18 protein-coding genes are annotated in these 18,805 nt (G+C 64.5%); 7 read left to right on the plus strand and 11 right to left on the minus strand.

All coding sequences use genetic code 11. The features are described 5' to 3' along the window. Positions 1–429 precede the first annotated feature (429 nt). Positions 430–675 (minus strand): DUF982 domain-containing protein, encoded by a 246-nt coding sequence (locus tag FJW10_RS13050; RefSeq protein ID WP_140645004.1) that lies wholly within the window; start codon positions 673–675, stop codon positions 430–432. 124 nt (positions 676–799) lie between these two features. Continuing rightward, the gene (locus FJW10_RS13055; RefSeq protein ID WP_140645003.1) at positions 800–994 is read right to left on the minus strand and encodes a hypothetical protein; all 195 of its coding nucleotides are present in this window, start codon (positions 992–994) and stop codon (positions 800–802) included. 428 nt (positions 995–1,422) lie between these two features. On the opposite strand from FJW10_RS13055, the gene FJW10_RS13060 reads away from it, so the two are divergent. The 3 genes from FJW10_RS13060 (at position 1,423) to FJW10_RS13070 (ending at position 3,750) form a co-directional block, all read left to right on the plus strand. Then, entirely contained in the window at positions 1,423–1,782 is a 360-nt protein-coding gene (locus FJW10_RS13060) for a metalloregulator ArsR/SmtB family transcription factor (protein ID WP_040988334.1), read from the plus strand. Positions 1,783–1,991: 209 nt separating this feature from the next. Then, positions 1,992–2,534, plus strand: a complete 543-nt coding sequence (locus tag FJW10_RS13065; protein WP_140900411.1) for a cytochrome b — start codon at positions 1,992–1,994, stop codon at positions 2,532–2,534. 427 nt (positions 2,535–2,961) lie between these two features. After that, positions 2,962–3,750: a fumarylacetoacetate hydrolase family protein gene (locus FJW10_RS13070; RefSeq protein WP_140900590.1), complete on the plus strand. Its 789-nt coding sequence runs from the start codon at positions 2,962–2,964 to the stop codon at positions 3,748–3,750. 9 nt (positions 3,751–3,759) lie between these two features. On the opposite strand, the gene FJW10_RS13075 is transcribed toward FJW10_RS13070, so the two are convergent. The 5 genes from FJW10_RS13075 to FJW10_RS13095 form a co-directional block, all read right to left on the minus strand. Continuing rightward, positions 3,760–4,566, minus strand: coding sequence for an ABC transporter permease (locus FJW10_RS13075; protein ID WP_140900412.1), 807 nt, complete (start codon positions 4,564–4,566; stop codon positions 3,760–3,762). A 4-nt stretch (positions 4,567–4,570) separates the two neighbouring features. Then, positions 4,571–5,404 carry an ABC transporter permease gene (locus FJW10_RS13080; RefSeq protein WP_140644999.1) on the minus strand — a complete coding sequence of 278 codons (834 nt, stop codon included), beginning with the start codon at positions 5,402–5,404 and terminating at the stop codon, positions 4,571–4,573. A gap of 22 nt (positions 5,405–5,426) precedes the next feature. Beyond that, positions 5,427–6,542, minus strand: coding sequence for an ABC transporter substrate-binding protein (locus FJW10_RS13085; protein ID WP_140900413.1), 1,116 nt, complete (start codon positions 6,540–6,542; stop codon positions 5,427–5,429). A gap of 70 nt (positions 6,543–6,612) precedes the next feature. Beyond that, positions 6,613–7,707 carry an ABC transporter ATP-binding protein gene (locus FJW10_RS13090; RefSeq protein ID WP_140900414.1) on the minus strand — a complete coding sequence of 365 codons (1,095 nt, stop codon included), beginning with the start codon at positions 7,705–7,707 and terminating at the stop codon, positions 6,613–6,615. Between the two features lie 166 nt (positions 7,708–7,873). After that, the gene (locus tag FJW10_RS13095; RefSeq protein WP_140831465.1) at positions 7,874–8,761 is read right to left on the minus strand and encodes a LysR substrate-binding domain-containing protein; all 888 of its coding nucleotides are present in this window, start codon (positions 8,759–8,761) and stop codon (positions 7,874–7,876) included. 82 nt (positions 8,762–8,843) lie between these two features. On the opposite strand from FJW10_RS13095, the gene FJW10_RS13100 reads away from it, so the two are divergent. The 3 genes from FJW10_RS13100 (at position 8,844) to FJW10_RS13110 (ending at position 12,289) form a co-directional block, all read left to right on the plus strand. Beyond that, positions 8,844–10,436, plus strand: coding sequence for an amidohydrolase (locus FJW10_RS13100; protein WP_181177515.1), 1,593 nt, complete (start codon positions 8,844–8,846; stop codon positions 10,434–10,436). Positions 10,437–10,471: 35 nt separating this feature from the next. Further along, on the plus strand, positions 10,472–11,404 hold the full coding sequence (locus FJW10_RS13105; RefSeq protein ID WP_140900416.1) for a dimethylarginine dimethylaminohydrolase family protein: 933 nt from the start codon (positions 10,472–10,474) through the stop codon (positions 11,402–11,404). Between the two features lie 165 nt (positions 11,405–11,569). Continuing rightward, entirely contained in the window at positions 11,570–12,289 is a 720-nt protein-coding gene (locus FJW10_RS13110) for a 3-keto-5-aminohexanoate cleavage protein (protein WP_140831471.1), read from the plus strand. A 73-nt stretch (positions 12,290–12,362) separates the two neighbouring features. On the opposite strand, the gene FJW10_RS13115 is transcribed toward FJW10_RS13110, so the two are convergent. Both FJW10_RS13115 and FJW10_RS13120 read right to left on the minus strand, forming a co-directional pair. Further along, a complete protein-coding gene (locus FJW10_RS13115) occupies positions 12,363–13,421 on the minus strand; it encodes a Gfo/Idh/MocA family oxidoreductase (RefSeq protein WP_140900417.1) in 1,059 nt (352 codons plus the stop codon). Positions 13,422–13,522: 101 nt separating this feature from the next. Continuing rightward, positions 13,523–14,308 carry a ThuA domain-containing protein gene (locus FJW10_RS13120; protein WP_140900418.1) on the minus strand — a complete coding sequence of 262 codons (786 nt, stop codon included), beginning with the start codon at positions 14,306–14,308 and terminating at the stop codon, positions 13,523–13,525. A gap of 214 nt (positions 14,309–14,522) precedes the next feature. On the opposite strand from FJW10_RS13120, the gene FJW10_RS13125 reads away from it, so the two are divergent. Then, positions 14,523–15,281: a DUF4239 domain-containing protein gene (locus tag FJW10_RS13125; protein ID WP_140900419.1), complete on the plus strand. Its 759-nt coding sequence runs from the start codon at positions 14,523–14,525 to the stop codon at positions 15,279–15,281. 2 nt (positions 15,282–15,283) lie between these two features. Here the strand turns inward: FJW10_RS13125 and FJW10_RS13130 are convergent, their stop codons facing one another. Beyond that, positions 15,284–16,531, minus strand: a complete 1,248-nt coding sequence (locus tag FJW10_RS13130; protein WP_140900420.1) for a glycosyltransferase — start codon at positions 16,529–16,531, stop codon at positions 15,284–15,286. A gap of 241 nt (positions 16,532–16,772) precedes the next feature. Continuing rightward, positions 16,773–18,302 (minus strand): tlde1 domain-containing protein, encoded by a 1,530-nt coding sequence (locus FJW10_RS13135; protein WP_246674241.1) that lies wholly within the window; start codon positions 18,300–18,302, stop codon positions 16,773–16,775. Between the last annotated feature and the right edge of the window lie 503 nt (positions 18,303–18,805).

The following is an 18,805-nucleotide window of genomic DNA, read 5'->3' on the forward strand; positions in this document are numbered from 1 at the left end:
AAACTATCGAGGCAGCCGAATGCAGCAACTACTTCGCAAACTCCGGATACGCATCCGTCAAAACGTGAAAGACTCTAATGAATCCGGCAGGCTGATGAAACGCGGGAAGACCTCTCATGCTTATCGCCGTGCTCGCATCCACCATGACCGTTGCCACATTGATAGCGACCGCTTTCGGACTCTACGAGGAAGCGCGGATGAGCCGTGCTCGCGCTGAAACTGATCGTTTGCGCCCGTTTGGAACGGCGCGTCGGTTCTCCGTCAAGTTGCGTGACCAATAGGGCCGACGCCGCCAGGCATGCTCACTCCGCTTCAGCTGGCTATGTGCATTTTTCGGGCCGGAATCCTGCTTTCTCCGGCGGTATTCGCGGTGCTGGTGCTCTTGTGGCTTTACTATCGATAGGCGGGCTTGTGGAACGCCGGTCCGCTCTATTCCACCAGCACATGCGCCTCGCGCGCGGCGACAACAAAGGCCTCCCTGGCATTGTCTGCCGCGACGTCGCCGCGGATCGCCCGGCGGCACGCGCGCAGCGCCGCGCCATGCGGGGCGCTACCGGCATCGCGCCATTGGCCCGTCAGCAGTTCGACAGCTTGCTCGGCGTTGGATATGTGGCGGATCGAGCCGGAAACGCCCACGGCGACTTCGACCGGCCTCGAAAACCATCCTTGGATCATCGCTAACCTCCCGGAATATGTCGGGGAACGATACCGTAGAGGAGAACGATATATTTTACCGTAGAGTTGCCCCGCGAACCGTCAACTTAATGTGAAGCCGTCTCACCAATGCGGCACGCGCGGCTCATCGTCCAAGCGGCCTTCGCGAAAGCTCCATCAGTTCCGCCTCGTCGGTGATGCCTGCCATGTAATTGGCGAGGATGCGCGAGGCGCGCGCCTCCTTCTGCTCGGCGGTCTCGCCCTCGACATTGCCGTTTTCGTAGACACGGCCAAGCATGGCCGTCTCGTCGGGGGTGAACGTGTTGCGTACGACGGACATGGCTTCCTCCTACAGCCCGGTCTCCTTTGCCCGGCTAATATTAGCACGCTTCGAGATCGGGAGTGAGTCGCGGCAACATCGTGGCCGAGGTCTCTCGACCGGTCACGCCGGCTGTGATGCTTGCATGCCCGCGGTTGGACATTGCTTTGCCGGCCTCGTTATATTCTTGCCGAATGAGCGCTTCGCTGATACGCATTAGCAGCGTGGAATTTTTCCGAGTCTGCATTGACTTGCGCCCAGAAAAGCACCGCGCGTTCTGTCCGAGACCAACAACCCCGACGTGGTGGCAACCGGGTTACGAAGGGGTTCTGGTTGAAAAGAAGCAGGGCAGGTCCCGTGTCCAAATCGGGGCATGCCCACCAACGCTCTGGAACTCTGAAGCCATTGCCCCCATGGCCTTCGGAAGAGCATGAACCATGGGGAAATCGATGGTCACCAAGAAACTTACCGCCAACGCAGAAAGCGCGGCAGCCTTTCTCGCGGTGATGGGCAACGAGAAGCGTCTGCTCATCATGAACTACTTGGCCGAGGGCGAACTCTCTGTCGGCGTGCTCGCTGACAAGGTCGAACTCAGCCAATCGGCGCTGTCGCAACACCTGGCCAAACTGCGCAGGTTTGGCCTGGTCGAAACCCGCCGCGATCGTCAGATGGTCTATTATTCCTGCAAGTCTTCGGCAGCGCGCGAACTCCTGGCGCTGCTCGATGGCCTGCTGGCCATGGACAAGCCGCTTGCCGGACCGGCAAGGCAGGCGTTTGTCGAGAGGATGCGGCGGCCGCAAGCCGCCTGAACTGACTGCTACGCACGGACGAGGCCGGGGGGCCTTCGTCTGGCGCGGCGCCTCGATGGCGTGGACGAGAATAGACGGCAATGCGACACGCAAATCGCTGGTTTGCGTTTTGCCGGGTGTCGAAGTCTTACGAATTCTTAATTTAGCGGCCACAAGTCTGCCGGGAAAGCGTCCGAAACGGGAAGACCTGTCAAACGGAGCCCTTCGGAATGGCCCTCGCCATGACCTACACGTCCACCCAGAAGTTCCTTCACTGGACACTATTCGCGCTCGTCGTCCTGCTCTATGCCCTGACCTATGGCGACGCATTCTATCCCCGCGGGGATCCCGCGGTCGCATTCTTCTGGCGGTTGCACATTTCATTTGGCCTTCTCCTGGCCGCGCTCGTGTTCTGGCGGGTGGTGCTGCGCGGCCTCAGGGGCGCGCCTGGCCTTCCGTCGGAAATGCCCGCTGTCGAGCAGGCAGCGGCGAAGATCGGGCATTTCATTCTCTATGCCCTGCTCATCGCCATCCCCGTCCTCGGGATCCTGTTGACCTGGTTCCGGGGCGACACGTTGAGCTTCTTCGGCCTGCTTACGATTCCCGCACCCTTCGCCCCGGACAGGGTGACCTCACGCACTATTCGCGAGCTTCATTCGCTCTGCGCGAACGGCATATTGATCATGGCCGGCTTGCACGCCATGGCTGCGCTTTATCACCACTTCATTCGCCGGGACACGGTGCTGACCAGAATGTTGCCGCGGAATCGGTAGTCAGCCGGTTTCCGCTCCATCACTTTTGATTGAAGGCGCCGTGACGGCGCGATCGCGGACGCTCGCAAGACTATGATAACGTGCCTCTTTTTGTTGGTGTCGCCTGATCCTGCCGGGCCGAAGATTACAGATTTGTAAGTCGCCGGGGCGGGCGCTGTTGGCTAAATTTCGAGTCGATCCACACCCCCGGATCATGACGGTGCCGAGCTTCCACTTCGGCTCCGTAAGAGGCTCGCCGCTCCCGGCGGGCCTCTTTCGTTCTGCGGTCACGGCATGCCTTGTGCCGTCGCGGTACTCCATCGCCTTGCCGATCTGGACTCTCGATTCCCGGTCACCTATCGTCTCGATCCGTTCACATTGCGCAATGTCCATGCCGGGCTCCCGATCTACGGGCAGCGCGGCATTTTTTGATTTTTCGGTGCTGACGATGTTCGATCCAGAAAAGGCCAGGGCCGCTTCACACCTGCTGGTGAACCACTGGGACAACGGCACCCGCTTCGATGCGATACCCGAGCTCCTGCGGCCACGCACCCGCTCCGAAGGCTATGCCGTCCAGTCGCATGTGATGGATCGCTCCGCGGCTCCGCTTTTCGGTTGGAAGATCGCCGCAACCAGCCTTGCCGGGCAAAGGCACATCAATGTCGACGGTCCGATGGCCGGGCGCCTGCTGGCGGAGAAGGCGGTCGACGTCGGCGGAACCGTTTCGCTGGCGACCAGCAGGATGCGCGTGGCCGAAATCGAATTCGCCTTTCGTTTCGGCCGCGAGCTGCAGCCGCGCGCCGAGCCCTATGAGATCGCCGAGGTGATGGATGCGGTGGCGGCATTGCATCCGGCGATCGAAATACCGGACTCGCGATACGACGATTTCTGCGCGGTCGGCGCGGCGCAGCTCATCGCGGACAACGCCTGCGCCAATCTGTTTGTCATTGGCGAGGCCGTGGAAGACGGTTGGCGCGATGTGGATCTGGCGAAGCACCCGGTGGTCGCCTTCGTCGCCGGGAAGTCGCGCCATGACGGATCGGGGGCGGCCGTGCTGGGTGACCCCCGGATTGCCCTTCAATGGATCGTCAACGAATTGTCGGGCCTCGGCATCGCGCTACAGCCGGAGCAGGTGGTGATAACCGGCACCTGCGTTAAGCCGATAGAAGTCGAGCCCGGCGATGAAGTCACCGGCGATTTGGGCAGGTTCGGCCGCGTCTCGGTCAGGTTTGACTGATCAGGCCGTTTAGCGTGCGGTTCGCTGCCTTGCGACGACGCTGCGCACGGCGAGCACCAGCACGGTGATGATGATCAGAATCACCGAAAGTGCCGCGATCGCCGGATCGATGTTGTCGCGCAGGCCCATCCACATCAGCCGCGGCAAGGTGATGGCGTTCACCGAGGTGATGAACAGCGTCACGCCGATCTCCTCCCAGGAGAGCACGAAGGACAGCAGTGCCGCGGTGACGATGCCGAACTTGATGTTGGGCATGATGACGCGCGTCGCGCGTTCCCAAACGCTCGCGCCAAGGCCGCGCGCGGCAAGGTCGATACGGCGGTCGAGCTGGCTGAGCGACACCAGGATCAGCACCGTGGCGAAAGGCACCGTCATCACCGAATGCGCCATCGCCACACCCAGCCAGGTGTCGTAGCCGAAGAAGGAGGTGAGGCCGGAGACCGAGGTGAGCAGGAAATAGAGCGTGACGGCCGAGACCACCGGCGGCACCACCATCGGCAACAGCACGAAGCCGACGAGCGCGGCGGTGAAGCGCGGCTGGAACATCCACACGCCGAGGCTGAAGGTGAGGGCAAGCGCGGTGGAAAGGATGCTGCTGACGACGCCGATCCTGAGCGAGAGTAGGATCGATTCCAGCCAGCGCGGATCCTCGATCAGCGAGCGGTAATGGCGCAGCGACAATTCACCCGTCGGCATGGTCAGCATGCGGCTCGGCGTCAGCGACACTGGGATGACGGCAAGCAGCGGCATCAGCAGGAACAGCGCCACCAGCACGGCGAGGATGAGCGAGACGGGGCCGGGGCGATAAGTCGGCATCGCGCTACACCAGTTGCTTCGGTTTGACGTAGCGGAACAGGAGCGCCATCAGCGCGCCGACGAACACCACCAGAACGACGCTGATCGCCGCGCCAAGCCCCCAGTCCGGACTCTGGAAGATGCGCAGATAGATCAGCTCCGCGATCATCACGCTGCGGCCCCCGCCAAGGATCGCCGGCGTGACAAAGAAGCCGAGCGAGAAAACGAAGGTGATCAGCGCCGAGCCGATGATGCCGGAGCGCGTCATCGGCACGAACACCGTCCAGAACGTGCGCATGCGGCTGGAGCCCAGGCCGCGCGCCGCGAGCAACACCCGCTCGTCAAGGCTGCGCATGGCGGACGCCAGCGGGAACACCGCGAAGGGTATCAGGAAATGCGACATGCCGACGATGACGCCGAACTCGTTGCGCACCAGGGTCAGCGGCTCCGAGATGAAGCCGATCGATTGCAACCAGGTGTTGATCAGGCCGCGGTTGGAGAGCAGCGCCACCCAGCCGAAGGCGCGCGTCAGCACCGAGATCCAGAACGGCACCAGGATGCAGAATTCGGCAAGCACGCGCTGCGTCGGGCTGCCGCGCACCCAGACGACGGTGATCGCATAGGCGGCGGTGACCGAGACGACGGTGACGATCGCCGCGATGCGCAGCGTGCGGATGAACACCGACTGCACGAGATCATCGGTAAGCAGGGCGTGATATTGCTCCAGCCCTGGCGTTGGAAGCGTAAAACTCCACTTCACCACACCGAGGAACGGCCAGGCATAGGCAAGGATAAGGAACAGGAGCAGCGGCGCCATCAGCAGCGCCGCGCCCATCCTGTCGGAGAGGATGCCTCTCATCGGGGTTGAGGATCTCGGCCGGTCAAGCCGAGATGATCTTGGTGTATTCGTCGAGTGCGGCGCCGTAATTCCTGGCGTACCACTCCATGTCGAGCGGGATCTGCTTCTTCATGTTTTCCGGATCGACGGGGTTGATGCGCTTCTTGTCGGCCGAGATCAGCGCGTCGGCCGCAGGGTTCGCCGGGCCTTGGCCGAGCTTGTCGAACATGACGAGCTGCTTCTGTGGATCCTGCGCGCTGGCGATGAACTTCATCGCCGCGTCCTTGCCGCCGGGGTTGTTCTTCAGCACCGCGAGCGCGCCGGGCGAAATCAGGCCCTGGTCCCAGATGAACTTGATCTGGCCGCCCGAATCCTGCTCGATCAGCGAGGCGCGGGTCGACCACACGATCGCCATCGAGGCCTCGCCGTTGAGCAGAACGCTCTGGCTTTCGGCGCCGCCGCCCCAATAGGAGACGACGTTTTCCTTGAAGGCGGCGATCTTGTCATGCGCGCGCTTCAGGTCGAGCGGATAGAGCGAGGCCGGCGCCACGCCGTCGGCCAGAAGTGCCGCTTCCCAGCTCGACACGCCCCATTTGTAGAGCGAGCGCTTGCCGGGGAACTTCTTGACGTCGAAGAAGTCGGCCATTCCGGTCGGCGCATTGGAGCCGAACTTCTGCGAGTCGTAGGCGATCACATAGGAGAAGAAGTAGGTCGAAGCGGCATATTCCCAGCCGAAGCCCGGCCGCATCTTGCTCTTGTCGACGACCTTGTAGTCGATCGGCTCAAGCATGCCCTGGCCGCCGAGCGTGATCGCCGAGAACGGATCGACGTCGACCAGGTCCCAGGTCGGCGCGCCGCTCTTGTACTGCGCCGCGATCGCGCCCTCGGTCGGGCCCGAGCCGTCCATCTTGACCGGGATGCCGGTGTCCTTGGTGAAGGCCTGGCCATAGGCTGCGTCGTAAGCCGTGATCGCATCGCCGCCCCAGTTCACCAGCACCAGCCCCTTGGTCTCGGCGAAAGCGCCGGTCGAGCGCAGAAGCATCGGAGTGCCGGCAAGCACGAGGCCCGCGAGCTGCGCGAATTGCCGGCGCGAGATCTCGCCGCGCTTCGCCCGCTCCGCGAGGTTTTCCATGGCTTGTTTCTTCGTATCGGTCGTCATGTCAGTTCCCCTTGTTGTCGTTGATTTGAACCGGAAGCCGGCGCGGCGATTTAGGCCGCGGCGGCGCTCTCTATTGTCCTCCGTCCGGAAGGAGGAAACCTTTTTCCGCCGGCCAGGTCAGCCAGACGGAATTGCCTTTGCTCAAGGCCGCGGCGGCGACCTCGTTCGGCACCGAGACGGTGACCTTGGCGCCCTGGCGCGTGGTGAGGTCTAGCTTGGTCGCGGCACCGAGATAGGTCGAGGCGACGGCGGTCGCCGCGATGCCGTTCTCGTTGACCGATGCTTCCGGCGCGATCGACATGTCCTCGGGTCGGATGGCGAGGATGGCGTCGCCCTTTATCGTCTCGGCCTTGCAGCGCATGTTGACGGCGCGGTCCTCGCAGAGCCCGGTCGCGCCATTGTCGGCGGGGCGCACGCCCTTCACCGGCAGCATGTTGATCTCGCCCAGGAACTCGGCGACGAAGCGGTTGGCCGGGCGGTCATAGACCTCGTCCGGCCTGCCGACCTGCAAGAGCTTGCCGTGGTTGAAGATGGCGACGCGCGACGACAGCGCCAGCGCCTCGCTCTGGTCGTGGGTGACGAAGACGAAGGTGGTGCCGGTCTCCTGGTGCAGCCGCTTCATCTCGGCCTGCATCTGGCCGCGCAGGCTCTTGTCGAGCGCAGAGAACGGCTCGTCGAGGAGCAGCACGCCCGGCTCGAACACCAGCGCGCGGGCCAGCGCCACGCGCTGCTGCTGGCCGCCGGAAAGCTGCGCCGGCAGTTTCTTCTCATGGCCCTTGAGGCCGACGCGCTCGACCATCTCGCCGACACGTTGCTTGATTTCCGAGGCGGATTTCTTGCGCACCTTGAGCGGGAAGGCGATGTTCTGCTCCACGCTCATATGCGGGAACAGGGCATAGCCCTGGAAGACCATGCCGGCGGCGCGCTGTTCGGCCGGCCGGTTGGTTATGTCGACGCCGTCGCTGAAAAGCTTGCCTTCGCTCGGCTGCACGAAGCCGGCCAGGATCATCAGGAAGGTGGTCTTGCCGGAACCGGAGGGCCCGAGAAGCGTCAGGAACTCGCCGCGGCCGATATCGAGCGTAAGATTGTCCAGCGCCCGGAAGGAGCCGAAGCTCTTGCCGATCCCGTTCGCCTTGATTTCTGCGGCCCGGCCGGGTTGCTGCATCCTGGCTCTTCCTCAGTTCCCAATGAAATCGTAGGCATGGCTGCGGCTCACCGCAACCGAATAGTTTTCGCCTGATCGGCAAATTTGATTCACGTCCGAGAGAGGGAACGGCGCTGGAACTGCCAATCTCCTCCACGAGAGGGGAGATCAGCTAACCTCAATTCGCCTAAAGCCTGTTCTCCGACAACTTCGCCCTTAGCCAGTCGCTGAACGCATTCAGCACCGGATGCCCGGCCTTCGCATGCTCGTACACCAGATAATACGAACGAGGCGAGGGGACCGACGCCTCGAACGGCTTGACCAGCCGGCCTTCGCTCAGCGCCTGGCGGCCGGTCAGCTCGTCGCCGAGCGCAATCCCTTGGCCGGCGATCGCCGCCGAGAAGACGAGGTTCATGTCGGAAAAGAAGATGCCGCCTTCGGTATCGGGATTTTCCACCTTGGACAGCGCCAGCCAGCGCGCCCAGTCCTCGGTGTCGCTGAGATGGAGCAGGCTGGCGCGCAGCACGTCGGCGGGTTTGGAAAAGCCGCCGACCTTGTTGAGCAGTCTCGGGCTGCAGAGTGGCGTGAAGGAGACTTCGCAAAGCAGTTCCACCGCCCGGTTCGGCCAGTTGCCGACACCGAAAGTGATGAAGGCGTCGGCCTCGGGATTTGAGACGTCATCGAGTCGCCGCGGCGTCAGCACGGAGAGCGCCACGTCCGGATACATCTGCTGGAATTCGCCGATATGCGTGCACAGGAACATCGAGGCGAAGCCCGGCGGGCACGAGATGCCGAAGGAGCCGCCGACGCCGGCGCCGCTGTTTTGCGTTCCCGCGTCGCCGAGCACGGTCAGCGCCTTCCGGACATCGGCAGCGTAACGCTGGCCGCGTGGGGTGAGGGCCACACCCTTGCCGATGCGCTGCAAGAGATCGAAACCGAGATCGCGCTCGAGCAGTCGCAGCTGATGCGAGACAGCACTTCGGGTAAGGTGAAGCTCGTCGGCGGCGCGCCAAACGCTGCCGTGACGAGCAAAACTGTCGAGGGCGCGCAGCGCCTGCGTGGAAGGTATTCGCAAGAGGCCTCAGGTGAACCGAATTTGCACGAACCGGGAAAACATATCACTTTTTGATGGACCGCTTCACTGCTTTCTTTGAGCCATGGACAAACCGGTGACGACCTCGGCGCAAGAAACCGCGCTCGCCTGCATCGACAGTATCCAGCCGCTGCTGTCGGCCTGGACGCGCACAATCTTCGATTTCGGCGAGACCGCTTGGCGCGAGTACCAGTCGGCCGCCTGGTATGTGGATCGGCTGAAGCGCGAAGGCTTTTCCGTCGAGGAAGGTTCCGGTGGCATGCCGACGGCCTTCTGCGCCCATTGGACGAATGGCGACGGGCCCGTGATCGGCATGTATGGCGAGTATGACGCCGTGCCCGGCAACTGCCAGGATGCCGCGACGGTCAAACGCGCGCGGCCGGGCCTCGGCGTCGAGGCCGGCGGCCACACCGATCCGCATTCGGGCCTCGGCATCGGCAGCCTTGGTGGGCTTCTGGCCACCAAGGCGGCGATGCTGGAGCATGGCATCAAGGGCACGCTGCGTTTCACCGGCGAGCCGGCCGAGAAGGTGAGGGGCTCCAAGCCGATCCACGCCGCAAAAGGCTATTATGACGGCCTCGCCGGCATGATCTCCTTCCATCCCTTCTACATGCTGCCGCTCTGCAACACCGCGCGCTGGGACACGCATTGCGGCGCCGCCTATTCGATGATCTATCGCTTCGTCTGCGACCAACCGGAAAATTGGGTTCGCGCCAGCGACGGCGCGCCGATCCCGCAGGCGCATTCGGCGGTCCGGGCGCCCGGCGCCAACGATGCGCTGATGATGATGTACATGGCCTCCAAGGCGCTGCGCGATTCCATGCTGACGCATCAGGGCGGCTGGTCGATCAGCGAGGCGATCCTGACGGCGGGGCAGGCGACCGCCGACAACCTCCCGGCGGGGCTGGCCGAGATCCAATACATGATCCGCGTGCCGACCATTGCCATGGCCGAGCAGGTGACCGCCGTGCTCGACCGCAACGCGGAAGCGGCGGCCAAGATGAGCGGCTGCCGCTACGAGCGCCACTGGGTGTCGAAGTCGCGGCCGGGACTCGCCAACCACGCCATGGCCGACATCACCTATCAGTCACTCTCGACCGTCGGCGCGCCGCGCTGGGACGAGGCGGCGAGGGCCATCGCCCGCGAGGTCCAGGTCAACGCGGGCGGCGAGGCGACCGAGAATCCGTTCATCGACGAGCTGGAGCGGCTGATCGCGCCGCAGGAGGCCGAGGCGATCCTGCGCCGCGATCTGCCGCCGTCGCAAGTGAACTCGACCTCGGACGACTACACCGACATGAGCTGGCACGCGCCGACCTCGCGCTTCTATGTCGCCCGTCCGGCGCTGCGCTCGGCAAACGGCCACGCCTATCCTGCGTGGGTGATGAACGCGCTGGGCGGCATTCCGGCCACCATCGACCCGATGGTGACCTGCGCCGCCAAGACGGTCGCGCTGACGGCGCTGCGTCTGCTGGAAGACAAGGCCGCGCGCGATGCCGCGATGGACGAGTTCGTCAAACGAACCGGCGGCGGTATCGGCGGCTCGAACTGGATCGCGCCGCTTTGCGACTACGAACCGCCGATCAACTTCCGCTGGCCGGAATATGTCACCACGCCGCGCGGGCGCGACTGGTGGATCCCGGCCGCTTCCACCGCATGACTGATCAACAACAACACCAGCTCGAGGAGAACTCCATGACCGTCCATGACCGCATCGTCGCCGAGCCTTTCTCGCTGCAGCGCCGCAACCCCAATGGCGGCACCAAGCCGCTGACCGTCTGGGGTTTCGCCAACGAGACCGATGTGCTGACCGACGTGCTGCTCGGCTCGCCCAATTTCCTGCGCCACCTCTCGACCAGTTCGCTGTCGAGGAAGCATCTGCGCGAGGCGCCCTGCAACGTCCAGATCGCGCAGGCGCAGCACAAGGACCTCGTCGCGGCCTATGAGCATTTCGGCGTCAACATCCACTGGCACGAGCCGACGCCGGAACTGCCGATGCAGGTCTATTCGCGCGACTCCAGCGTCATGACGCCTTACGGCGCCTTCATCACCGCCATGGCCAACTGGTGGCGGCGCGGCGAGAACTACGCCGCCATCCGCACCTATGAAAAGCTCGGCATCCCGATCTACGACATGGTGACGGCCGGCACCTTCGAGGGTGGCGACTTCAACGTGATCGAGGAGGGCGTGGTGCTGATCGGCTGCGGCGGCGCCCGCACGCAGGAAGAGGGCGCGCGCCAGGTGCAGGACTGGTTCGAGAAGGAAGGGTGGGAGACGCGTCTTGCCTTCATCGATGAATATTACGTCCATATCGACCTGATGGTGGTGCCGATCGCCGAAAAGCTCACCGCGGTCTGCCTCGCCTGCACCGAGCCCGGCATCGTCGACTGGTTGAAGGGCAAGGGCCACGAGATCATCGACGTGCCCTTCCAGGACACGATGGCGCTCGGCTGCAACTTCATGTCGCTCGGCAAGGACAGGGTGATCGCGCCGACTTCCAGCAGGACGCTGATCGAGAAGCTGAAGGCACAGGGCTTCGAGGTCGCGGCCGTCGACATGAGCGAGATTTCCAAGACCGGGGGCGGCATTCACTGCATGGCGCAGGCGCTGAAGCGCGTGCCGGCCTAAGGGGTTTTCGAAGTTCGGCAATCGCCCGCGATGAATGTCTATCCCTCTGGTCGCAGGCCGGGGGGATATTGGTCGCGCGGCCTGTCAGGAGATTGCATCGTTCCGGTTCCGGCCGCTCCGATCCTGGGCTAGGCTTCAGCCAACCGAAACAGGATTGCCGCAACGATGATCGTCCAGGCCTGCATCAACGGCGCCCGTCCCGCCGATTTCCACCCGGCATTGCCGCTCGACCCCGAGGCCATGGCGCGTGACGCCGCCGCGTCGATCGCTGCGGGCGCCGCCGAGCTGCACGTCCATGCACGTGGCGCCGACGGGCGAGAGAGCCTGGCGCCGGAGGCGATGGACAGGACGATCGCGGGGCTCCGCCGCGCCTGCCCGGGCACGCTGATCGGCGTCTCCACCGGCGCCTGGATCGAGAAGGACGACCTGCGCACGCTTGTCGCCATCTCCGGCTGGCGCGAACTGCCCGACTATGCCTCGGTCAATCTCAGCGAGACAGCGGCGCCTGTGGTCATGGAAAGCCTGCGCCAGCGCGGCATCGGCATCGAGGCCGGCCTGGCGTCGATCGGCGACGCCGAACGACTGGTCGGCCTCGATCATGGCGGCCGGGTGCTGCGCGTGCTGATCGAGATTTCGGAGCAGACGCCGGGCGAGGCCTTTGCGGTGGCGGACGGCATCGAGACGGTGCTGGAACGCGCCGGCATCCGCCGCTCCATCCTGCTGCACGGCGAGAATGCCACGGTTTGGCCCTTCGTCGAGCGTGCGGCGGCGCGCAAGTTTTCAACCCGAGTGGGATTGGAGGACGGCAAGGAATTGCCGGACGGCAGCGTGGCGGACGGCAATGCGGCGCTGGTGGCGGCTGCGGTCGCGATTTATCGTTCTTAGGGACAATGGTAAGGCTGGCAGGACAGAGGGGGGCCACCGTAGAGTGCGACGCCTCCCTGCACCCCGCGAAACCTCACTGCGTATCCGCGTTGGCCCTCAACTCCGCGCGTTTTTCATCCGACACCACGGCAAGGTCCAGCACCTTCTGCAGCCCCGCCGCGTGGCGGAAGGTTGGCTCGGTCTGCGCGCCGCTCTTCACCGCCTCGACGAAGCGCTGGTAGTTGGTCGGCACCGTGCCGGCATCGAGCTCCTCCCATTTGGCGTTCTCGACATTGCTGCCGACACACGCCTTCAGAGCCGAGCCCTCGAGATTGTGCACCACTTCGATGGCGCCTTTGTCGCCATGGATGCGCAGGCGCAGTTCGTTGATATGGCCGGTGGCCCAGCGGCTGGCATGCACCACGCCGAAGGCGCCGTTGGAGAAATCGAGCGTCATGGCGAAACTGTCGTTGGCGTCGAGTTGGTACTCGCCGATGCGGTTGCCCGGTGCCTTGTCGAAGGCGCGCAGCCGGCAGAACACATGGTCGATATCGAGCGCCGCGCCATAGCTGGCGAAATCGAGGATGTGGACGCCGACATCGCCGAGCACGCCGTTCGAGCCGTGGCCGCGCGACAGCCGCCACAGCCACTTCGGATCGGTGCGCCAGTCGCCCCAGAATTTCGACACCAGCCAACTCTGCAGGTAGGACGCCTCGACATGGCGCACCGTGCCGATCTCGCCGGCCTGCACCATCCGGCGCGCCTTCTGCAGCGCGGCCACGTTGCGATAGGTGAGGTTGACCATGTTGACGATGCCGGCGGCTTCCGCGGCATCGGCCATTTCGCTCGCCTTGCCGAAATCTTCCGCCAGCGGCTTTTCGCACAGAACCGGCTTGCCGGCGGCGACCAGCGCCAGGGTGGTCGGGTGGTGGATGCGGTCCGGCGTGACATTGGCGACCGCATCGAAATCGCCCCAGTCGAGCGCCGCCTCCAGCGAGGTGAAGCGCTTCGGAATCTTGAAGCCGTCTGCGTACTCGCCGACGCGCTTTTCATCGACATCGACGGCCGCCGCCAGTTCCACGCCCTCGATGGCGCCGAAGCGGCGGGCATGTTCCTGCGCCATCCAGCCGGTACCGAGTATCAAAAGCCGCATGTTCTGCTCCTTTGAGCGATTTGGTTCGATTCAATCATGCAGGGCGAATGTGACCCAGGCACTGTATCCGCGCAACCCAAGCGGAGCAGGGAAGCGCTTTTTTAGCGGAAGCCGGCCTCGCCATGCGCGTGCAGCTTGGGCCCGCGCTCCTCGATCGGCTCCAGCGCCTTCTCCACCGGCACGTTCGGCGCATCGAGGATGGCGGGGTTCGACCCCTGCGGGTTGTGTGCCCACTTCACCGCGTTGCGCAGTACTTTCTGGACCGTCGCATCGTGATAGGTTGGGTAGGTTTCGTGTCCGGGGCGGAAATAGAAGACATTCCCGGCACCGCGCCGGTAAGTCAGACCCGAGCGGAACACCTCGCCGCCCTGGAACCAGGAGATGAAGACTGTTTCCAGCGGCTCCGGCACGGCGAACTGCTCGCCATACATTTCCTCGTTTTCGAGCTCGAAGAATTCGCCGACGCCGTCGGCGATGGGATGACTGGGGCTCGTCACCCAAAGCCGCTCGCGCTCGCCGGCCTCGCGCCATTTCAGCGTGCATGGCGTGCCCATCAGCCGCTTGAATATCTTCGAGAAATGGCCGGAATGGAGCACGATCAGCCCCATGCCCTCCCAGACGCGGCGAGCGACGCGCTCGACCACCTCGTCGGCCACCGCGCCATGGTCCTTGTGGCCCCACCAGACGAGCACATCGGTTTCGGCGAGGCGGGATTCCGGCAGGCCGTGCTCGGGCTGCTCCAGCGTGGCAGTCGAGGCGGAGATCGCCTTGTCCGCATTCAGCGCCGTGGCGATGGTCGCGTGCATGCCTTCCGGATAGATGCCGGCGACCACCTCATTGGTCCGCTCATGGATGTTCTCGCCCCAGACGACAGCGCGAATTGTCATGGATAGCCTCGTGATTGGTAGGGAGCCGCCCCGCGCCATAGATAGCGCCTTCGCCCGGTATTGAAAGCGGTTTTCGATCTTTCGCTTCGCTGTGCATGCAGCCCGGCATGAAAGTCGCCTTACCGGCCAACGATATACGTCCTTATGCTTCGACGTTGATTCAACCCCCGCACGGCCAATTGGCAAGCGCCGCGCCTCGGCTACAATGTCAGCCATGGGCGAAGTGCTTGTAGGGACAGCGATCTTTGCTTGCCTGGCCGGGGCCTCGCTGGTCAGCTTGATGGTGCATAAGCGCTTCCCCGCTCACCACCTTCAGGACGACACCAGCGCGGTGGTGCGGCTTGCCGCGAACCTGTTCGTGGTGATGTCGTCGCTGATGCTCGGCCTGATGATCAACTCGGCCAAGAACACGTTTGAGTCCATCAACGGCAACGTACACACCTTCGCCACCGAGATTATTCTGCTCGACCGAACACTCCGGCATTACGGGCCGGAGGCGGACGGCGCCCGGCAGTCGCTCGCTGCCTATGTCCAGCGCGTCGTCGACACCTCCACCGCCGACAGCGACACAACCGTCGTCCCGAACAAGCTGTCGGAACTGCTGCTCTATCAGGTCGGAGACATCCTGGCGGGATTGACGCCCGCGGATGCCAGGCAGACCGCCGCTCAACAGGCCGCGACGCAGCAACTCCAGAAACTGATCGAGCAGCGCTGGATACTGGCCGAGCAATCCGAGGGCGCCATCCCTGCGCCGCTGATCGTGCTGCTCGTGGCATGGCTGACGCTTATTTTCGCCAGCTTCGGCTTCCGGGCCCCGCACAATGGCACCGTCGTCTTCACATGCCTCGTCTCCGCAGCGCTGGCGGCGGCGGCGGTCTATTTGATCATCGACATCGACAGTCCCTTCTCAGGCCCGATCCAGGTCTCGCCGACGCCCCTGCAAAGGGCGCTGGCGGAACTAACAACGCAATGAGTTCACCGGCTGGGTTGCCCCGCCAATTCAATCAGCAGCCTTGCCGCCACCTCGGCGCCGTCGGCGCGGATCTTGCCGGCCACTGCCGCAGCACGAGCGCTAGTTTCGGGCGCCAGCGCCACATCCAACGCGGCCGACAACGACTCCGCGCTCGGCACCGGACCGTCATGCGCGGCGCCTATCCCCAGTTCGGCCGCCCGCCGCGCCCAATAGGGCTGGTCGCCGATCTGCGGCACGATCGCCTGCGGCGCTCCCGCCCGCGCCGCGGCAACGGTCGTGCCGGCGCCGCCATGGTGGATGACGGCGGCGACGCGGCCGAACAGCGCCTGCTGGTTGACCTCGCCAGCAGCGAAGCAATCGTCGCGATCGTCGACGGGGCCGAGTTCCGCCCAGCCATGCGCGATGACCGTGCGAAGGCCCTTGGCGCGGATCGCCGCGATGGCGGCGGCGCCGGCTTCCCTGGCCACCGATATCGAGCCGAAGCCGAGATAGACAGGTGGCGGACCCGCATCGAGAAAGGCCTCCAGGCCATCGGGGAGGGGCCGCTCGTCCCGCAGGAGGAAGGCGCCGGTCTGCACCGCATCGATCAGGTCCGAGCCCGGCCATGGCCCGAGCGTCGGGTCGCAGGCGAGCAGGACCCTGTTGCCGTAGACATAGTCCCGGACATTTTCCACCGAGGGCAGCCCGAGCGATGCGCGCTGGCCGTTGATCGCCTCGCCGAAGAGGGCGTTCTTGGTTCGGATATCCATCTCCCACAGCGGCCGGTTGTCGGTCACGCCGGGCGGCAGCGGATGGCTCGGATATTCATGCGGCCGGTTGTGTGGCGACGGCAGCCAGATTGGGCAGAACGTGCCGAGCATGTAGCGCATGCCGTGTTGCTCCGCGACCATTCGCGCGGCGGCACAGGACGGGAAGAGCCCGAACGCCAGCACGGCGTCGCAGCCTTCGGCGGCTGCGCTAATCGCCTCATATTGCCTGGCTACGATCTCGGTCGCCTGGCCGGCAATGAGCTTGGCCCGCTCTTCGGGCGACGCCGATCGCGACCGATCGATCATTTCCTTCGCCCATTGGCGCACCGGCGCGAAGGCCGGCGCCATCGGCACGCCGGCGCGGGCCAGGAGGGCGGCAAATTCCGCGTCGCCAGGCGCGCTCACTTTGGCCTCGACGCTGTGCGCCTGCAACGCCGCGCCCAGCGCCGCCAGCGGTTCGACGTCGCCGCGCGAGCCGTAAGTCGATAACAAAATACGCATTCCGTGCTCCGCTATGGTTTTTCGGAGCCGGGTTGATACGCCATGGCCGGGGGCTTGCCGCAAGGCGGGGCTGCGCCATATCTACCTTCTGGGAAGGGTCGTTATTGCTTCCTCCGACGAGGTTGCGATCGTCATGGGTTTAAGCGAGGGCAAGCACCCGCGCGCGTCTGGCGCCAGGCCCTTCGGATCGGCAAGTGGGGATCGATAACAGCCGGCGACCAGCACGCCGGCCGGGCAGGGCCTAACCCTGGCGGCCTTCCTGGGCGACCTGGGTGGGGGAGCTTGTGAGGCGCGGGACGACGACGAGACGCTTAATCTTGCCCTTTTTATAGGCGGCAAGGAAGCGGTGATAGTCCTTGAAGACGACGCAGCCATTGGATTCCGCGCGGCCGCCGCGTAGCATGTAGGTGTGGGCAAGTAAGCCGTTGCGGCCGTATTTGTTGTTGCCGCTGGTCGGCGTGAGCCTGATTGCCTCGACCCCGTGAAAGCGCGATTCCCGTATCGAAAGATTGTAGGTGTCGGGCGGCGTCGGGCCGACATTCTTGCGGTTGACGAAGCGCGGCTGATCGACCATCGAGCCCAGTCCCGAATGCGCCTCCAGCTTCGAGCCGTCGGGCATGTAGACGGTCCTCGCCGAAATGTCGTAGACGGCGACGCCATTGCCCGTCGAGGGCCCGTTGAAGAGGTTGCGGAACGCGCTGCCGAGTCCACCACGCTCCGGCGTATCCGGCTTGGCATAGGCGAGCATCTCTGACGCCTGCGCCTTGCGCTTGCCCTGCTTCGAGCCGGCCGCAAGCGGCTTCGAGCCCATTACGCCCGGTAGGGCTTGGTCGCCGTTTCTCGGCGAGGCCACCGTCGGTGCGCCTTGCGCGGTTTCGGGAGCGGCCGGCTGCGGCTTGGCCTTGGCCGCCTGCGGTTTCGCGGCCTCGGGCTTCTGCGGCTTGGCCGCGCTCTGTTCGGTCGCCTCGGTGGCGCGCTCGAGCGTGGTGCGCGGGCGAAGGCCTGGCACGGCAATGGTGTCGGGCAGATCGTCCTGGGGCGGCAGCGAGGCGACCTGATATTCGCCGCCCTGGCCATTATCCGAGTTGTCGGCGGCATCAGGCGCGTCGCTGTTTTCGAGCGCGACGGCGGTTGGAACGTCGGCCGTGTCCTCCGGCGCCATGTTGGCAAGCGCCAGCGCCAAGTCGGAAGCGCCGGCGATTTCAGCCGGCTGCGAACCGAAGCGGGCTTCCGCCGGGGCGCCCGGCAGCGCGCCGCCGAAGCGGCTTGCCGAAGGCAGGCTGGCAAGCAGGAACGGCGCGTTCTCGGCGCGGGCAAAGGCTTCGGCAAGCTTCTGCGGCGAAAGCGCGGCCTTCTTCACCACGCCGTCGAAACGGTCGGCGGCTCCGGCGGCCGAAGCCACCACCACGACCTTCTCCTGCGCGACGCTGTCGGGCGACGGCAGCCTGAGGCGCGCCGTCTTGCCGTCGTGGCCTGCATTCTTCGGCTTTTCAGCAGCTTGGCCGTCATGTCTGAAGCTTGTCGCGAGGCTGAAATAGCCGGCGTCGCAGCCGCCGATGAGTGAGGCCGCCTGGTAGCCGCCATTGGCGGAAAGACGCGGCGCCCAGGCGTTGGCGATCAGCCGGCGCTGGTCGCCAAGCGCGATGTTGCGTGGCGAAAGCAAACCTTGCGGCAATCCGTTGGAAGCGGCGGTCAGCGAGGTGCTCACCGAATAGAGCCCCGCCAAGGTGGCGATGGACCATAGGGCGAGGGCGGCGCCGACAGCAGGCACCACGACCCAACGATGACCAGACTTTTTCGAAGTTACCTCCCCGTGAGGAGCGTCACCCCGGTTTTTCAAACGCAAAAACGCCATACGACCACTCTCAATCGGCATGCCGGTTTGCGGACCTGGCACCCGTCACGATCACAGTTCGCTGGTGCCCCCTGCACCTTCACGCGTCTGTTGCCGATTGATTCAAAAGATGGACAAAGATGGTTAACCAATCCCTCCACCAATCGCCGATTTGGCGACGGTCCATACGAAAAAAGAGCCCTCCATGGTCTGCGCCACGGTAGAAATGCTCTCCCTCACCCGACTTGCTGCCCGTTTTTCCGGCCTCTGTCAAGAAACCGTGAAGACCGGAACCGCAGCACTTCAGCCGGCTAGAGGCCGATTTGGGTCAAAATGCGACAACTTTAAGAATACCGAACAAGCCAGCTGCAAAACTTGTGGGCCAGTGCGGCGAGAGTCGGCGGCGATCGGCTTGGCGCCGGTAGTCGCGACGATCTCCC

The organism is Mesorhizobium sp. B4-1-1, assembly GCF_006439375.1.
Taxonomy (GTDB): Bacteria; Pseudomonadota; Alphaproteobacteria; order Rhizobiales; family Rhizobiaceae; genus Mesorhizobium.